The following is a 15,525-nucleotide window of genomic DNA, read 5'->3' on the forward strand; positions in this document are numbered from 1 at the left end:
GCCCGAACGGAATGTAGGTATCCGCGTCGAAACTTACAGGTCGATCAGCAGGCGGGTCGGATCCTCGATCGCGTTCTTCAGCGCGACCAGGAAGGTCACCGCCTCGCGGCCGTCGATCAGGCGATGGTCGTAGCTGAGCGCGAGATACATCATCGGGCGGACGACGACCTGACCGTCACGCACCACGGGGCGCTCCTCAATGCGGTGCAAGCCGAGCACGGCCGACTGCGGCGGGTTGATGATCGGGGTCGACATCAGCGAACCGAACACGCCGCCGTTCGAGATGGTGAAGGTGCCGCCCTTCATCTCGTCCATCTTGAGCGTGCCGTCCTTGGCGCGCTTGCCGAAATCGCCGATCGTCTTCTCAATCGTTGCGACCGACATGTCCTGCGCGTCGCGGATCACCGGCACGACCAGGCCGTTGGGCGCGGATACCGCGACCGAGATGTCGGCATAATCGTGATAGACGATCTCCTCACCTTCGATCGAGGCATTGACCGACGGGATATCGCGCAGCGCCTGGCAGGCGGCCTTCACGAAGAATCCCATGAAGCCAAGGCGCACGCCATGCTTCTTTTCGAACAGATCCTTATATTTGGTGCGCGCGGCGATGACCTCGGTCATGTCGACGTCGTTGAACGTCGTCAGCATCGCGGCGGTATTCTGCGCCTCCTTGAGCCGCTTGGCGACGGTCTGGCGCAGGCGCGACATACGCACGCGCTCTTCCTTGCGGCCACCCGCGGTGGACGGTGCCGGTGCGGAGACGCTCGCGGCAGGGGCGCTCGCGGCAGCCGCGGGTGCTGCCGGTGCCGGTGCCCTGGCGGCCGGCGGCGTGCTCTGGGCCGCGAGCAGCACATCGTCCTTGGTCAGGCGGCCGTCCTTGCCCGTGCCCTTGATCCTGGAGGGGTCGAGCCCGTGCTCCAGCACCGCGCGGCGAACCGACGGCGACAGCGTCTGACCGCCCGTACCGCCTTCTTCCGCCTCGTCATGATTGCCGTATCCCACCGGCGTTGCCTCGCCAGCGGGCGCTGCCGCCGGTTCCGGCGGCTGGGCGGCTTCGGCCTGGCCGACTGCGGTGCGGTTCTCGACCGCAGGCGTCGCGCTGGTCTCGGCGGTGGCGCCCGCCTGGATGCGCGCGATCACCGCGCCCACCGCAACCGTATCGCCTTCGCTGGCGACCAGTTCGGCAAGCACGCCGGCGGCGGGCGCGTTGACCTCGACCGCGACCTTGTCGGTCTCCAGGCTCGCGATCGGCTCGTCGGCCTTCACCGCCTCGCCCGGCTGCTTGAGCCACTGGCCCAAGGTCGCTTCGGTGATCGATTCGCCCAGGGTCGGGACGATTACGTCGGTCGCCATCAGTCTTCCTTATATTTTCGATGTGTGGCCAAGCGCTTCGGCGACAAGCGCCACCTGCTGGCTGGCATGCTTCTTCATGAACCCGGTCGCGGTCGAGGCCGAAGCCTTGCGCCCGGCATAGACCGGCCGGATGCTCTTGCCAGCGAGCCGCGCCGCTTCCTCGATCAGGCATTCGACGAAGAACCAGGCGCCGTTATTCTTCGGCTCCTCCTGAGCCCAGACGATCGTCTCGAGGTGCGGCATCCGCGCGATGCGTGCGGTCAACGCGTCCGACGGGAAAGGATAAAGCTGTTCGATGCGCACGATCGTCGTCGCCGTATCCCCAGCCGCGTCGCGCGCCTCGGCGAGATCGTAGAATACCTTGCCCGAGCAGAGGACCAGCCGCTTCACCGCCTCGTCGGCCGGCCCGTTGGGGTCGCCGAGGATACGCCGGAAGTGGCTGTCGCCCAGGAATTCGTCCACGCTGGAAACCGCCGCCTTGTGCCGCAGCAGCGACTTGGGCGTCATGATGACGAGCGGCTTGCGGAACTTGCGCAGCATTTGGCGGCGCAGGATGTGGAAATAATTGGCGGGCGTCGTGCAATTGGCGACCTGGATATTATCCTCGGCGCACAACTGCAGATAGCGTTCCAGACGTGCCGACGAATGCTCGGGACCCTGTCCTTCATAGCCATGCGGCAGCAGCATCACGAGCCCGTTGGCGCGCAGCCACTTGGATTCGCCGGCGGCGATGAACTGATCGATCATCACCTGCGCGCCGTTGGCGAAGTCGCCGAACTGGGCTTCCCACAGCACGAGAGTGTTGGGCGACTGGCCGGCATAGCCATATTCGAAGCCGAGCACGCCGAACTCGCTCAACGGGCTGTCGAGCACCTGGAAGCGGCGATCGAGTGCCGACAGCGGAATATATTTGTGGCCGTCAGTCTGGTCGACCCACACCGCGTGGCGCTGGCTGAAGGTGCCGCGGCCGACATCCTGCCCGGACAGGCGGACCGGATAGCCGTCGAGCAGCAACGTCCCGAAGGCGAGCGCCTCGGCGGTGGCCCAATCGAAGCCCTGGCCGCTGTCGAACATGCCGCGCTTGGCTTCGAGAATGCGCGCAAGCGTCTTGTGGACGACGAGGCCGTCGGGGACGGTGGTCAGCTTCGTGGCGACCGTGTCGAACGCGTCGCGGGTGACACCGCTGGCCGCGGCGCGGCGTTCGGTCACAGCTTCGCGGGGCGCGGCCAGACCGGCCCATTCGCCTTCGAACCAGTCGGCCTTATTGGCCTTGTAGGTCTTGCCCGCCTCGAATTCTTCTTCGAGATAGGCGACGAAATCGCCCTCCGCCTTATCGAGCCAGGCCTGGTCGATCTGGCCCTGGGCGATGAGGCGCTCGGCATAAAGCTTTGACACCGGCGGATGCTTGCGAATCTCTTCGTACATCAACGGCTGGGTGAAGCCGGGCTCGTCGCCTTCATTGTGGCCGAAGCGGCGATAGCACCACATGTCGATCACGACGTCGCGCTTGAAGCGCGCGCGGAATTCGGTGGCGACCTTGCACGCGAAGGTCACCGCTTCGGGATCGTCGCCATTGACGTGCAGGATCGGCGCCTGGACCATCTTGGCGATGTCCGAACAATAAGGCGACGAACGCGCGAATTGCGGGCTGGTGGTGAAACCGACCTGGTTGTTGATCACGAAATGGACGGTGCCGCCGGTATTGTAGCCGCGCAGGCCGGAGAAGCCGAAGCATTCCATGACGATGCCCTGGCCGGCAAAGGCGGCATCGCCGTGGATCAGGATCGGCAGCACCTTGGCGCGCTCATTATCCTCAAGCTGGGTCTGCTTGGCGCGCGACTTGCCGAGCACGACCGGATCGGCCGCCTCGAGGTGGGACGGATTGGGCGTGAGGCTGAGATGGATCTGGTGACCGTCAAACTCGCGATCGGCGGACGTGCCGAGATGATATTTGACGTCGCCCGAGCCGCCGACATCCTCCGGATTGGCCGAGCCGCCGGCAAATTCGTGGAACAGCACACGATACGGCTTCTTGAGTACGTTGGTCAGCACGTTGAGGCGCCCACGATGCGCCATGCCGATCACGACCTCCTGCACACCGGCCTGGCCGCTATATTTCAGCACCGCCTCCAGCGCGGGGATCATGCTCTCGCCGCCGTCGAGGCCGAAGCGCTTGGTGCCGACATATTTGCGGGCCAGGAATTTCTCCCATTGCTCGCCCTCGATGACCTTGGTCAGAATCGCCTTCTTGCCTTCCGGCGTGAAGCTGATTTCCTTGTCCTTGCCCTCCATCCGGTCCTGAAGGAAAGTGCGCTCCTCCACGTCCTGGATGTGCATATATTCAAGGCCAACCTTGCCGCAGTAATTGCGGCGCAGCACGGCGATAATCTCGCGCACGGTCGCGCGCTCGAACCCGAGCGTGCCGTCGAGCACGATGGGGCGATCCATGTCGGCTTCCGTAAAGCCATGATATTCCGGCTTCAGGTCTTCGGGGGTCTGCTCGGCCACAAGTCCCAGCGGATCGAGATCGGCGAGCAGATGGCCGCGTACGCGATAGGTCCGGATGAGCGTCGAGGCGCGGATCGAATCGAGCGCGGCGGCCACAATGTCGGCAGGCTGCGCGGCCGGACCTGGAGCAGCCGTAGCGGGAGCCGCACCGCCGGCATCTGGCTTACCGGCGCCACGCTTCGGTCCCTTGGCCTCGACCTCCATCTGGGTCGGATCGAGCCCCGCGGTCAGCGCATCGGTGTCACTGGGCGGCCAATTGGAACGCGCCCAGCTAGGGCCGGAGACGGTCGCTTCCAGCGCCTTGAAATAATCGCGCCAATCGGGTTCGACCGACTGCGGATCGGCGCGATATCGCCGGTACAGCGCCTCCGCGAAGGAAGGACTTACGCCCTCCAGTTCGTCAAAGCCGATACCCTCGATACCCATCGCACGTCCTTGTTTCGCTTCGCCGTCGGAATAAAACGCTCCGTCGCGGCGGGCTCCCTATCAGGTGAGCGCTACCAACCGGTTAATCAACCCTTGAGCAGTTCGGAAAGCGTCGTTCCGAGTTCGGACGGCGACGCCGCGACGCGGATGCCCGCTTCTTCCATCGCCGCGATCTTGCTGTCGGCGCCGCCCTGGCCGCCCGACACGATCGCACCGGCATGGCCCATGCGGCGACCCGGAGGCGCGGTGCGGCCGGCGATGAAGCCGACCATCGGCTTCTTGCGGCCGCGTTTCGCCTCGTCCTTGAGGAACTGCGCGGCTTCCTCTTCGGCCGATCCGCCGATCTCGCCGATCATGATAATCGACTGGGTCGCGTCGTCGGCCAGGAACAGTTCCAGCACGTCGATGAAATTGGTGCCGTTGACCGGATCGCCGCCGATGCCGACCGCGGTCGACTGGCCGAGCCCGGCATTGGTCGTCTGGAACACCGCCTCATAGGTGAGCGTGCCGGAGCGCGAGACGACGCCGACCGAACCCTTGGAAAAGATGCTGCCCGGCATGATGCCGATCTTGCATTCGTTAGGCGTCAGCACCCCCGGGCAGTTCGGGCCGATCAGCCGCGACTTGGAGCCGGTCAGCGCACGCTTGACGCGCACCATGTCGAGCACCGGAATGCCCTCGGTGATGCAGACGATCAACGGAACTTCGGCATCGATCGCCTCGAGGATCGAATCGGCCGCGAACGGCGGCGGCACGTAGACGACCGAAGCGGTGGCACCGGTCTGCTCGACCGCTTCGAGCACGGTGTCGAAGTTTGGCAGGCCGAGTTCCTCATGGATCGTCCCGCCCTTGCCGGGGGTAACGCCGCCGACCATCTGCGAGCCATATTCCAGCGCGGCCTTCGTATGGAAGGTACCGGTCTTACCGGTCATCCCCTGGGTGATGACCTTGGTGTTGGCGTTAACGAGAATGCTCATGCGAAAATTCGTTCCTTCGGTTCCCCGGCGAAAGCCGGGGCTCAGACTGACTGTTGGAACTGGGCCCCGGCTTTCGCCGGAGAACAGTTAACCGAGGCTGCTGTCGATCCCCTTACAGGCCTCAAGCAATTCCTTTACCGCGTCGACCGAAACCTGAAGGTTGCCCTTGGCCTCATCGTTCAGCGCGATCTCGACGATCTCTTCCACGCCGCCGGCGCCGATCATGACGGGCACGCCGACATACAGGCCGTCGACGCCATATTTGCCATCGACATAGGCCGCGCAGGGCAGGATGCGCTTCTGATCGTTGAGATAGGCTTCGGCCATCGCAATGCCGCTCGTCGCCGGGGCATAATAAGCCGAGCCGGTCTTGAGCAATGCGACGATCTCGCCACCGCCGCCGCGCGTGCGCTTGACGATCGCGTCGATCCGCTCCTGCGTCGACTTGCCGAGCTTGATCAGGTCGGGAACCGGGATGCCGTTGACGGTCGAATATTCCACCACCGGCACCATCGTGTCGCCATGGCCGCCGAGCACGAAGGTGTTCACGTCCTTGACCGACACGCCGAATTCCTCGGCAAGGAAATGGCTGAAACGGGCCGAGTCGAGCACGCCCGCCATGCCGACCACCATGTGATGCGGCAGGCCGGAAAATTCGCGCAGCGCCCACACCATCGCGTCGAGCGGATTGGTGATGCAGATCACGAAAGCATTCGGCGCGTTGGCTTTGATGCCCTCGCCCACTGCCTTCATCACCTTGAGGTTGATGCCAAGCAGGTCGTCGCGGCTCATGCCGGGCTTACGCGCCACGCCCGCAGTGACGATGATGACGTCCGCGCCGGCAATGTCGGCATAATCGTTCGAGCCAGTAATCTTGGCATCGAAGCCCTCGACCGGGCCGCATTGCGAGAGGTCGAGCGCCTTGCCCTGCGGCACGCCTTCGACCACGTCGAACAGGACGATGTCGCCCAGTTCCTTCTTGGCGGCGAGATGCGCCAAGGTACCGCCGATATTGCCCGCGCCAATAAGCGCGATCTTCTTCCGAGCCATGCGACCCCTTCCAGGCTGATCCAGTGCGCGTGAGAGCGGTCGCAAGGAGGCAACCGCGGAGCTGCGGGGGCCGCTTAGACCCATCGCCTAAGGCGTTCAACCGTCCAGAGGCTCAAGATCGCCCGGATTCGGGCATCAGGCGATTAATTTTGGCCCGGAGAGGTCAATCCGCGGCGAGACCGTGACCTTCGGCGAGATAATCCGCCGATTGCATCTCGATCAGGCGCGACACGGTGCGTTCGAATTCGAAGGCGCCATCGCCGGTGGGGTACAGGTCCCGGGGCTCGGCGGCGGCAGTCGCGAGCAACTTGACCTTATGCTCGTAGAGCGCGTCGATCAGGACCTTGAAGCGCGCTGCCTGATCGCGCCGGTCGGGGCCCACCACGGGAATGCCGACGATGATGACGGTATGGAAGGCACGCGCGATCGCCAGATAATCAGGCGCGCCGCGCGGCTCGCCGCACAGGCGCTTGAAGGAGAAGACCGCGACGCCCTTGAGCGCCTTGGGCACGTGTAGCACCCGCGCGCCGGGTACCTTGAGTTCGCACGACGGGACGTGGATGCGGTCACCAGGCGGATAATCGGTCAGCCGGAAGAAGGCGGCGGATACCGCCTCGGTCGCCGAGTCGCCGAGCGGCGTGTACCAGGTGGGGAAACCGGCGAGCCGATCGAGCCGGTAGTCGCTCGGCCCGTTGAGCGGCATCACGTCAAGCTTCTGCTCGATCAAGGCAATGAATGGAAGGAACAGGTCGCGGTTGAGCCCTTCCTTGTAGAGATCCGAAGGCGGGCGGTTGGACGTGGTGACGATTGTGGTGCCCGCGTCGAGGATTGCGGTGAACAGCCGGCTCATGATGGCGGCGTCGGCGGTGTTGTTGATCACCATCTCGTCGAAGGCGAGCAACTTGGCCTCGGTGGCGATGGCGGCGGCGACGGGCGGGATCGGGTCGCCCTCTTCCCTGGCTCGCTCGGTGCGCAGCCGATCATGCACGTCGAGCATGAATTCGTGGAAATGGACGCGGCGTTTGGGGCGGACGTGCGCGCATTCGTAGAGCAGATCCATCAGCATGGATTTGCCGCGGCCGACCCCGCCCCACAGATAGACGCCGCGCACCGGCTCCGGCTGGCGGCCGAGCATGCGCCACAGGACGCTGCCCTTAGTGGGTTGCGCTTCCAGTTCCTGGGCCAAACGATCGAGGCGCGCCGCGACCTTGCGCTGGTCGGGATCGGGCTTGAGCTCGCCGGCGGCGATAAGCCGCTCGTAGCGGGCGAGGACGGTGGTCATGCTCCTACCACCGTTCGTGCTGAGCTTGTCGAAGCACTGCACTTCTCTTTGATCTGAAGAAAGAACAGCCCTTCGACAAGCTCAGGGCGAACGGACAGTAGAAAGCTGAACCACGACCGCGCCGGAGACGATCAGAGCTGCCGCTCCATTTCCATCTTCTTGATCTCAGCGATGGCGCGCGCGGGGTTGAGTCCCTTGGGGCAGACGTTGGCGCAGTTCATGATCGTATGGCAGCGATAGAGGCGGAAGGGATCTTCCAGCTCGTCGAGCCGCTCGCCGGTCATTTCGTCGCGGCTGTCGGCCAACCAGCGATAGGCCTGGAGCAGGATCGCCGGGCCCAGGAACTTGTCGCTGTTCCACCAATAGCTCGGGCAGGCGGTCGAGCAGCAGGCGCAGAGGATGCACTCGTAGAGGCCGTCGAGCTTCGAACGATCCTCCGGCGATTGCAGCCGCTCCTTGCCCGAAGGCTCGGGCGTGACCGTCTGCAGCCACGGCTTGATCGACGCATATTGCGCGTAGAAATGGGTGAAATCGGGGACGAGGTCCTTGATGACGTCCATATGAGGCAGCGGCGTGATCCGCACCTCGCCCTTCACATCCTCGATCGCGGTGGTGCAAGCGAGGCCGTTGCGCCCGTCGATATTCATCGAGCAGGACCCGCAAATGCCTTCGCGGCAGGAGCGGCGGAAGGTGAGCGAGGCGTCGACCTCGTTCTTGATCTTGAGCAGAGCGTCGAGCACCATCGGCCCGGTCTGGTCGAGATCGAGCTCGAACGTGTCGTAGCGCGGATTTTCGCCCGCCTCCGGATCGTAGCGATAGACCTTGAAGCTGCGGACGCGCTTGGCGTCCGCCGGCGCCTTATGCTTGCGCGGCTTGCCCGTGATCTTGGAATTTTTCGGGAGTGCGAACTCGGCCATGTCTTACCTCTTGGCCGGCGCTGATAAAGCCATGTGTGCAGGTGCGAAAGCCCTTAACCGGCATGCGCGATATTTGTGCGCCGGGAATGGCTTAGCCGTTGGCCCGGCGCCATCCGCCAAGCACGACGATCAGGAAGGTCGCCATGCCGAGCAGCGCGACGATCCCCCCGATCATCGCGAGCAGCTCGCCCGGCTTGTCATGGCCGGTCAGGAGGAGCGCGATACCCAGCGGCAGGATCGTGGCGCCGAGGCCCGAAAAGATGAAGTTGATCCAGGCGAGCCGCCGCGGGGCGCCGCGATCCAGCGCATAGAAGCCGCCCATTACCGCGAGGCTGAGCCAGCCGACCAGATTGAGATGCGCGTGCGCCGGATGGGTGGTGAAGTCTTGGGCCGCACCCAGGAGAATGCCCCACACCATACCGGTGAGGCCGCACACAGCGGCCAAAGTGAAGAAAGCATAGGAAATGCGCGGCATCGAACCCCCTCCAGATCGCGGGGCGGCCCAACCACCCGATACTTATCATAGCCGAAACGATTACCGCGCTCAACGCGGTTGCCCGGCGGGATCGGGCAGGATAGCTGCGTCGCCCATGACGGCACCCACTCCGCACATCCGCATCATCGGCGACAATCGCGTGCGGCTGTGGGGGCTGACCCCGCATCAGCGAATCACCCGGATCGCCGGCAAGGCGGGTCTCGCGCTAGCCGCGCCCGAGGGCGATGGCCCTTCCTTGCTGATCAACAGCGACTTCGCTTTCGACCCGCAGTGGATCGGCTTCATGCTGGGACATCCCGAGACGGTGCTGACGGTCGACGGCGTGCCGGCCATGGCGCTCACTGCGGATGCAAAGGCTGCGGACGCGATGGCTGGCGGCAAGTTGCCGGCGCTCACGGTCATCCGGTCGGAGGACCATGCGGATTTCTACAATCAGGCACTGCGCAAGCGCGAGAAGCCGTTCCTCGAGCGGCTGACCCCGGCAGCGGTGCCCGGCATCGAACGGCAGAGCTATTACGGCGCCTATAAGGGCGTCACCGACATCCTCACCAAATATCTGTGGCCCGAAATCGCGCTGGTGCTGACCCGGCTGTGCGCGCGGATCGGGATCAGCCCCAACATGGTGACGACGGTCGGCGCGCTTGGCTGCGTGCTGGCGGCAGTCGCCTTCTGGTTCGGCCACTATTGGCTGGGCATGGCCGTCGGCTTCGTCTTCATGGTGCTCGACACGGTCGACGGGAAGCTCGCCCGCTGCACGATCACGTCGAGCTATTGGGGCAATATCTTCGATCACGGCATCGACCTGGTCCATCCCTTATTCTGGTGGTGGGCGTGGGGCGAGGGATTGTCGGCCTGGGGATTGGCGCTGAGCCACGACGATTTCGTGTTCGTGATGGGCGTGATGGTCGCCGGCTACGTCATCCAGCGCGTGATCGAAGGCATCTTCATCCGCCGCTTCAAGATGCACATCCACATCTGGGAGCGGTTCGATTCGCAATTCCGGCTGATCACCGCCCGGCGCAATCCGAATATGGTGATCCTGTTTGTCTCGCTCCTGTTCGGCAGGCCGGACGTCGGCCTGAACGCGGTCGCGTGGTGGACGGTGATCAGCTGCGCGATCCACTTCGTGCGGCTGGCGCAGGCGGAATGGGCATACCGTCACGGCCGTCCGATCACGAGCTGGCTGGATGAACCGGCATGAACGCGACCATCCAGAAATTCGGCTATCCGGCGAGCCTGGTCGCGGAATACATGCACTGGGTGGTGCTGCTGCGCCCCTCGCAGCCGACGCTCGGCTCGCTGATCCTCGCCGCCAAGTCGGACGCGACCGCTTTCCCGAATCTAAAGGCGCCAGCCTTCGCCGAGCTGGCGACCGTCACCGCTCATCTGGAGGGCGTACTGAAGCAGGCCGTGGCGCCGGCCAAGATCAATTATCTGATGCTGATGATGGTCGATCCCCATGTCCATTTTCACGTCATCCCGCGCTATGAAGGCGGGCGTGGCTTCAGTGGGATCGAGGTGGCCGATGCGGGTTGGCCCGGCGTGCCGGCGCTGGGCGAGGCGCGTTCGCTCAGCCCGGACGAGGCGACGAAACTGATCGGCTGGCTGCGCGGCTGGTGGCCGTCAGGGGGACGTTGAGGCCCACCGTTCGGTCATTGCGGCCGCGGCCTCGAGATCGGGCGGGAAATCGACCTCCTGCCATTCCAGCCCCTTGATCGAGACGGTGCCAACCTTGCCGGTCGGCGCGAGCGCGTCGATCGCCTTGAGATACCAGTTCTTGGTGCCGGCCGCCGTGCGCATCATGGCGTCGATCTGGTCGCTGAACAATCTCGGCCCCTCGCCCTGGAAGGCGAGCATGCCGATCGATTCGGCGTCGGTCTCCTCAGCCGTCAGCGTCTTACCGATCGCGGCCAGCCGTCCGCCCTCGCGTCGGACCTTCATGTCGTCCGAGTCGTAATCGTCCTTCTCGTCGATCGTCACCGTGATCGGCGCGGTAGCTCCGGCAAGCAGACGCTTCACGATCTCGGCCGACACGATCGTGTCGCCGTTGATGATGATGAAATCCTCATTCATCTCACCGCGCATCATCCAGCACGTGCCGAGATTGTCCGCGACATGGTAGAAGGGGTTGAACACCGCGCGTGCCCGCACGTCGCTGCGCAGCGCGAGCTGGGCTTCGACCTTCTCGGTGCGAAAGCCGGTCGCCACCACGATCTCGGCGACGCCGGCCGCGGCGAGCGCGTCGATCTGCCAATCGAGCAGGGTCTTGCCCGCGAACGGGATCAGGCATTTGGGCTGATCGGCGGTAATCGGGCCGAGGCGGGAGCCCTGGCCGGCGGCGAGAATGATGGCGCGCTTGATGATCATGGCGGCGCTTTAACGGTTGCGAACCGCGCTGGCCACATGGACGCCGCCGCCGCGCAGGCCTAGGGGCGCCGCAGATCATGCGAAAGATGTTCCGCAATACCTACCGCCCCTGGCTCGAGCGGCTCCGCGCCCGCGGGGCCGCGCGTAGCGGCACGCTCGGGCGCGTGGTGGAGAATGCGGTATGGCTGCTGAGCGGCAAGGCGGTCGGCGCGATCCTCAGCCTGATCTACCTCGGCATGGCGACACGGACGCTCGGCCCCGACGCATTCGGGCAATTCGTGCTGATTCTCGGCGCCGGCCAGGCGGTCAGTGCGATCGTCACCTTCTCCACCTGGCAGGTGGTGGTGCGGTACGGCATGGCCCACCTCCAGGCGGGCGACCGCGGTGCCTTGGGACGGCTGCTTACCTTCTGCCTGGCACTGGACGCCGGCGCGGCGGTAGTGGGCTGCATCCTGGCGACGATCGGGGTCGTGCTGCTCGGCCCCCGCCTCGGCTGGGACGCGCGTCTGTCGCGCGATGCCCTATTGTTCTGCTTTGCCGTATTGCTGTCCTTCCGCTCGACCGCCGTCGGCATTTTGCGTCTGCACGACCGGTTCGGGATCGCGGCGGCAGCCGATGCGGTGACGCCGGTGACACGCCTGCTCGGCGCGCTGGTGGTGGTCATGATCCACGCCTCGGTCACCGGCTTCCTGATCGCGTGGGCGGCAGCGGAGATGCTGACCGCAACCGCGCATTGGATCGCCGCCTTCAATGCCACCCGTGCCGGCCTCCAACCGGCCCCTTGGCGCGGAATGACCCAGGTCGGCCGCGACAATCCCGGCTTGTGGCGCTTCGCCTTGGTCACCAATATCGGCGCGACCTTGCGGGCGTTCAGCGGCCAGATTTCCGTGCTGCTGGTCGGACTGGTGGCAGGACCGGCCGCTGCCGGCGGCTACCGCCTCGCCTTTCAACTAGGCCGTGCGCTCGCCAAGCTGTCGGATATGCTGGCGCGATCGATGTTCGCCGAAATCGCGCGCGTCCATGTCGTGCGCACGGCGCAGGAGCTGCGCAAACTGTTTCTGAAGTCGACACGCTTCTCGCTGATTGGCGGGGCCGTCATCATCATCCTGCTGCTGCTTATCGGCAAACCCGCGCTCGGCCTGGTGGCAGGCAAACATTATGTCGCCGCTTATCCGCTGTTGCTGATGCTCGGCACTGCCGCCGCGCTCGACCTGGGCGGGACCAGCTTCGAGCCCTCTTTGATGGCCACCGGTCGCGCCAGCCTCGCATTGCGCCTACGGCTGGCCGCGACAATCCTGCAGATTGTGCTGCTGGTGGCCTTCCTGCCGACCTACGGCGTGACCGGGGCCGCCGCCGCGACGCTTGCGGCGTCTTCGCTCAGCCTGGTCCTGTTCGGCGCCGTCGCCTGGCGCGCAATCTACCGCCGCAAGGACGACGTCAGTACACCCGTGCCTTCGGCTTGATATAGTCGATCTCGTCGGTCAGCGTGTAATCGTGGACCGGGCGGTAATCGATCGTGACCGCGCCCTTATCGAACCACGTGATCGTGTGCTTCATCCACTCATCGTCGTGCCGCTCGGGATAATCCTCGTGCATGTGCGCGCCGCGGCTTTCATGGCGGTTGGCGGCCGAATGCATCGTCACCACCGCCTGCGGCAGCATATTGTCGAGTTCGAGCGTCTCGATCAGGTCGGTATTCCAGATCAGCGAGCGATCCGTGATGCCGACGTCCTGCATGCGGGCATTGACCGCGTCGATCCTGCCCATGCCCTCGCGCAAGGTCTCGGTCGTGCGAAAGACGGCGCAGTCGGACTGCATCGTGCGCTGCATCTCCAGCCGGATCTCGGCAGTGGGTGAGCCGCCGGCGGCGTTGCGATAATGGTCGAGCCGGGCCAGCGCCTTGTCATCGGCTTCGGCCGAGATTTTGCCATGCTTGGCATTGGGCTGGACCAGCTCGGGAATGCGATGGCCGGTCGCACGCCCGAACACGACCAGATCGATCAGGCTGTTCGAGCCCAGCCGATTGGCGCCATGAACCGAAACGCAGGCCGCCTCCCCGACCGCGAACAGGCCGGGCACGACCGTATCCGGATTGCCGTCCTTCAAGGTTACGACCTCGCCGTGATAATTACAGGGGATACCGCCCATATTGTAATGCACCGTCGGCGTGACCGGCAGCGGCTGGCGCGTGAGATCGACCCCGGCGAAGATCTTGCCGGTTTCGGTGATGCCCGGGAGCCGCTCCGCCAGTACCTTGGGATCAATATGATCGAGGTGGAGGTAGATATGGTCCTTGTTGGCGCCGACACCGCGGCCCTCGCGGATCTCCATCGCCATCGAGCGTGACACGACGTCGCGCGAGGCGAGGTCCTTCGCCGACGGCGCGTAACGCTCCATGAAGCGCTCGCCCTCGCTATTGGTGAGATAACCGCCCTCGCCGCGCGCGCCTTCGGTGATCAGCACGCCCGCGCCGTAGATACCGGTCGGGTGGAACTGGACGAATTCCATATCCTGCATCGGCAGGCCGGCGCGCAACACCATGCCGCCGCCGTCGCCGGTGCAGGTGTGGGCCGAGGTCGCCGAGAAATAGCAGCGGCCATAGCCGCCGGTTGCAAGCACCGTCGCATGGCTGCGGAAGCGATGGATCGTGCCGTCTTCCATGCACATGGCGATCACGCCCTTGCACTCGCCGCCTTCCATGATGAGGTCGAGCGCGAAATATTCGATGTAGAAATCGGCGTCATACTTCAGGCTCTGCTGATAGAGCGCGTGGAGCATGGCATGACCGGTACGGTCGGCGGCGGCGCAGGTGCGCTGCGCGGGCGGCCCCGCGCCCATATTCTGCATCATGCCGCCAAAGGGGCGCTGATAGATCTTGCCCGCTTCGGTCCGGCTGAACGGCACGCCGGCATGTTCCAGCTCGTAAACTGCGGCGGGCGCCTCGCGGACCATATATTCGATCGCGTCCTGATCGCCGAGCCAGTCGGAGCCCTTGACCGTATCGTACATGTGCCAGGTCCAGTGATCCGGCCCCATATTGCCGAGCGACGCGGCGATGCCGCCCTGGGCGGCGACCGTATGGCTGCGGGTCGGGAAGACCTTCGTGATGCAGGCGGTCTTCAAGCCCTTTTCGGCGATGCCCATCGTGGCACGCAGGCCCGAACCGCCGGCGCCGACGACGACCGCGTCATAGACATGGTCGATAATCTGATAGGCGGCAGGCATCAGGCAACGGCTCCCTGGAAGGCGACCTTCAGGATCGCGAAGATCGCAAGCGTAGCGCCGCCAATCGCATAAAAATTGAGCAGCACCAGCGCGACGACGCGGCTGAAATCATGCTGATAATCCTCGATCACGACCTGCAGGCCGAGTCGAAGATGATAGAAGACGGAGATAACCGCCAGGACCAGCGGCACGCTCGCCCACGGCGATGACAGCCACAAGGTCAGGGCGCGATAGTCCCACAAAGGCAGGCGGAACAGCGACACGACTAGCCACGTGACGAGCAGCAGATTGCTGCCGGCGGTCAGCCGCTGGTGCCACCAATGGTGCGAGCCATGCTTGGCGGCGCCCAGGCCGCGGACGCGGCCGATGCTGGTGCCCGTACCCATCAACGTGCTCCCAGATAAAAGACGCTGCCCCAGACGAGCAGGGTGAGCAGGAACGAGACGAGCATCGTTGCCAGGGCACCGGTCTTGTTGACCTTGAGCTCATAGCCCGCGCCGGCGTCGAGCAGCAGGTGGCGGACGCCCGAACACAGATGCTGCAGGAACGTCCAGGTCAGGCCGATAAGGACAAAGGCAGGAATGAAATTGAGCAGGCCGCTGCGGTCCGATGTCATCAGATCGACGAACTTGGCATAGCTCGCCTGGCCGCCGGCCAGCGCGGTCAGCCACCAGACCAGCAAAATGCCCCCTCCGATGGCATTGGCCACGCCGGTCGCGCGGTGGAGGATCGAGACCAGCATGTGCGGGCCCCATTTCCAGATGCTAAGGTGCGGCGACAGCGGCCGCCCGGGATTGCGCGCCATTCGGGCTAAGTTCCCCAGGAGAGAATGATCCCAGCCCTTTAGCCCAAACATGCCGCGTTGCAACGTCGCTCGGCATAGGCGTTCGGGGGTTTTATCCCGGGGCTTGCGGTTGCGTC

The 15,525-nt window shown here is 64.8% G+C and carries 14 protein-coding genes; 3 read left to right on the forward strand and 11 right to left on the reverse strand.

Annotation, left to right across the window (positions count from 1 at the left end):
• Positions 1-33: 33 nt before the first annotated feature.
• The 7 genes from odhB to DX905_RS06200 all read right to left on the reverse strand — a co-directional run bounded on the left by odhB (position 34) and on the right by DX905_RS06200 (position 8,991).
• Entirely contained in the window at positions 34-1,356 is a 1,323-nt protein-coding gene (odhB, locus tag DX905_RS06170; protein WP_116090567.1) for a 2-oxoglutarate dehydrogenase complex dihydrolipoyllysine-residue succinyltransferase, read from the reverse strand.
• Between the two features lie 9 nt (positions 1,357-1,365).
• Positions 1,366-4,290, reverse strand: coding sequence for a 2-oxoglutarate dehydrogenase E1 component (locus DX905_RS06175; protein WP_116090568.1), 2,925 nt, complete (start codon positions 4,288-4,290; stop codon positions 1,366-1,368).
• Positions 4,291-4,376: 86 nt separating this feature from the next.
• Positions 4,377-5,267 (reverse strand): succinate--CoA ligase subunit alpha, encoded by an 891-nt coding sequence (sucD, locus tag DX905_RS06180; protein ID WP_116090569.1) that lies wholly within the window; start codon positions 5,265-5,267, stop codon positions 4,377-4,379.
• A gap of 87 nt (positions 5,268-5,354) precedes the next feature.
• A complete protein-coding gene (gene mdh / locus DX905_RS06185; protein ID WP_116090570.1) occupies positions 5,355-6,317 on the reverse strand; it encodes a malate dehydrogenase in 963 nt (320 codons plus the stop codon).
• A 163-nt stretch (positions 6,318-6,480) separates the two neighbouring features.
• Complete coding sequence (gene zapE, locus DX905_RS06190) at positions 6,481-7,599, reverse strand: cell division protein ZapE (RefSeq protein ID WP_116090571.1); 1,119 nt, start codon at positions 7,597-7,599, stop codon at positions 6,481-6,483.
• Positions 7,600-7,730: 131 nt separating this feature from the next.
• Positions 7,731-8,516, reverse strand: coding sequence for a succinate dehydrogenase iron-sulfur subunit (locus DX905_RS06195; protein WP_116090572.1), 786 nt, complete (start codon positions 8,514-8,516; stop codon positions 7,731-7,733).
• Between the two features lie 91 nt (positions 8,517-8,607).
• Positions 8,608-8,991, reverse strand: coding sequence for a hypothetical protein (locus DX905_RS06200; protein WP_116090573.1), 384 nt, complete (start codon positions 8,989-8,991; stop codon positions 8,608-8,610).
• A gap of 115 nt (positions 8,992-9,106) precedes the next feature.
• Between DX905_RS06200 and DX905_RS06205 the strand changes: the two genes are divergently transcribed.
• Both DX905_RS06205 and DX905_RS06210 read left to right on the forward strand, forming a co-directional pair.
• Positions 9,107-10,213 (forward strand): CDP-alcohol phosphatidyltransferase family protein, encoded by a 1,107-nt coding sequence (locus DX905_RS06205; RefSeq protein ID WP_116090574.1) that lies wholly within the window; start codon positions 9,107-9,109, stop codon positions 10,211-10,213.
• Positions 10,210-10,650: an HIT family protein gene (locus DX905_RS06210; RefSeq protein ID WP_116090575.1), complete on the forward strand. Its 441-nt coding sequence runs from the start codon at positions 10,210-10,212 to the stop codon at positions 10,648-10,650. Before DX905_RS06205 ends, DX905_RS06210 begins: the two co-directional genes overlap by 4 nt.
• On the opposite strand, the gene DX905_RS06215 is transcribed toward DX905_RS06210, so the two are convergent.
• Positions 10,636-11,379, reverse strand: a complete 744-nt coding sequence (locus tag DX905_RS06215; protein ID WP_116090576.1) for a phosphocholine cytidylyltransferase family protein — start codon at positions 11,377-11,379, stop codon at positions 10,636-10,638. The two genes, DX905_RS06210 and DX905_RS06215, sit on opposite strands and share 15 nt — an antisense overlap.
• A gap of 77 nt (positions 11,380-11,456) precedes the next feature.
• On the opposite strand from DX905_RS06215, the gene DX905_RS06220 reads away from it, so the two are divergent.
• On the forward strand, positions 11,457-12,842 hold the full coding sequence (locus DX905_RS06220) for a lipopolysaccharide biosynthesis protein (protein WP_116090577.1): 1,386 nt from the start codon (positions 11,457-11,459) through the stop codon (positions 12,840-12,842).
• Here the strand turns inward: DX905_RS06220 and sdhA are convergent.
• From sdhA to sdhC, 3 genes are read right to left on the reverse strand one after another with little or no spacing between them, the layout of a single operon-like run.
• Positions 12,817-14,604 (reverse strand): succinate dehydrogenase flavoprotein subunit, encoded by a 1,788-nt coding sequence (sdhA, locus tag DX905_RS06225; protein WP_116090578.1) that lies wholly within the window; start codon positions 14,602-14,604, stop codon positions 12,817-12,819. The two genes, DX905_RS06220 and sdhA, sit on opposite strands and share 26 nt — an antisense overlap.
• Complete coding sequence (sdhD, locus tag DX905_RS06230; RefSeq protein ID WP_116090579.1) at positions 14,604-14,990, reverse strand: succinate dehydrogenase, hydrophobic membrane anchor protein; 387 nt, start codon at positions 14,988-14,990, stop codon at positions 14,604-14,606. The genes sdhA and sdhD overlap by 1 nt, the downstream gene beginning before the upstream one ends.
• Positions 14,990-15,409 carry a succinate dehydrogenase, cytochrome b556 subunit gene (gene sdhC / locus DX905_RS06235; protein WP_116090580.1) on the reverse strand — a complete coding sequence of 140 codons (420 nt, stop codon included), beginning with the start codon at positions 15,407-15,409 and terminating at the stop codon, positions 14,990-14,992. Before sdhC ends, sdhD begins: the two co-directional genes overlap by 1 nt.
• Positions 15,410-15,525: the final 116 nt, after the last annotated feature.

Origin of the sequence: Sphingomonas crusticola, assembly GCF_003391115.1 — a bacterium.
GTDB lineage: Bacteria > Pseudomonadota > Alphaproteobacteria > Sphingomonadales > Sphingomonadaceae > Sphingomonas_I > Sphingomonas_I crusticola.

Coding starts and splice junctions, on each gene's coding strand:
- DX905_RS06220 (WP_116090577.1), top strand. CDS start 11,457: ATGCGAAAGATGTTCCGCAATACCTACCGCCCCTGGCTCGAGCGGCTC.
- DX905_RS06195 (WP_116090572.1), bottom strand. CDS start 8,516: ATGGCCGAGTTCGCACTCCCGAAAAATTCCAAGATCACGGGCAAGCCG.
- sdhD (WP_116090579.1), bottom strand. CDS start 14,990: ATGGGTACGGGCACCAGCATCGGCCGCGTCCGCGGCCTGGGCGCCGCC.
- DX905_RS06200 (WP_116090573.1), bottom strand. CDS start 8,991: ATGCCGCGCATTTCCTATGCTTTCTTCACTTTGGCCGCTGTGTGCGGC.
- mdh (WP_116090570.1), bottom strand. CDS start 6,317: ATGGCTCGGAAGAAGATCGCGCTTATTGGCGCGGGCAATATCGGCGGT.
- sucD (WP_116090569.1), bottom strand. CDS start 5,267: ATGAGCATTCTCGTTAACGCCAACACCAAGGTCATCACCCAGGGGATG.
- DX905_RS06210 (WP_116090575.1), top strand. CDS start 10,210: ATGAACGCGACCATCCAGAAATTCGGCTATCCGGCGAGCCTGGTCGCG.
- sdhA (WP_116090578.1), bottom strand. CDS start 14,604: ATGCCTGCCGCCTATCAGATTATCGACCATGTCTATGACGCGGTCGTC.
- DX905_RS06205 (WP_116090574.1), top strand. CDS start 9,107: ATGACGGCACCCACTCCGCACATCCGCATCATCGGCGACAATCGCGTG.
- odhB (WP_116090567.1), bottom strand. CDS start 1,356: ATGGCGACCGACGTAATCGTCCCGACCCTGGGCGAATCGATCACCGAA.
- zapE (WP_116090571.1), bottom strand. CDS start 7,599: ATGACCACCGTCCTCGCCCGCTACGAGCGGCTTATCGCCGCCGGCGAG.
- DX905_RS06175 (WP_116090568.1), bottom strand. CDS start 4,290: ATGGGTATCGAGGGTATCGGCTTTGACGAACTGGAGGGCGTAAGTCCT.
- DX905_RS06215 (WP_116090576.1), bottom strand. CDS start 11,379: ATGATCATCAAGCGCGCCATCATTCTCGCCGCCGGCCAGGGCTCCCGC.
- sdhC (WP_116090580.1), bottom strand. CDS start 15,409: ATGGCGCGCAATCCCGGGCGGCCGCTGTCGCCGCACCTTAGCATCTGG.